Genomic DNA, 479 nt, shown 5'->3' with positions numbered 1-479 from the left:
TATCGATCCGCAGGTACTGGCCACCGTCACGGCGTGGTGTGCCCGGCTCAACGTGCTGGCCACCGACATGCGGGTGGAGCAGCGCAGCCTCGAAGATGTATTCCTCGACCTGACAGGACGGGAGCTGCGGTCATGACGAGCACGCCGAACCGGTTCGCCCCTGGTACCTTCGCGCCCGATCCTCGCCCGGCCAAGGTGCCCGCCATGCTGGCCGCCCAATTCGGGCTGGAACTGAAGTTGCTGCTGCGCAACGGCGAACAGCTGTTGCTGACGATGTTCATCCCGATCACGCTGCTGGTGGGGATGACGCTGCTGCCGCTCGGCTCGTTCGGCGACGACCGGGCGGGAACCTTCACGCCGGCGATCATGGCGCTGGCCCTGATCTCGACCGCGTTCACCGGACAGGCCATCGCGGTGGCCTTCGACCGCCGCTACGGCGCTCTGAAACGGCTCGGCGCGACCGCGCTGCCGGTGTGGGG

General features: G+C 67.8%; 2 pseudogenes. Both read left to right on the top strand.

Annotation, left to right across the window (positions count from 1 at the left end):
* Positions 1-136, top strand: a pseudogene (locus tag RNB18_RS51230) (ABC transporter ATP-binding protein); the annotation flags it as partial.
* Positions 133-479, top strand: a pseudogene (locus tag RNB18_RS51225) (ABC transporter permease); the annotation flags it as partial. The pseudogenes RNB18_RS51230 and RNB18_RS51225, both read left to right, overlap by 4 nt.

The sequence above is a fragment of the Streptomyces doebereineriae genome (genome assembly GCF_031845645.1).
Taxonomy (GTDB): Bacteria; Actinomycetota; Actinomycetes; order Streptomycetales; family Streptomycetaceae; genus Streptomyces; species Streptomyces canus.
The sequence above is the reverse complement of the archived record's forward strand: the minus strand, read 5'-3'. Positions and strand labels throughout refer to the sequence as shown.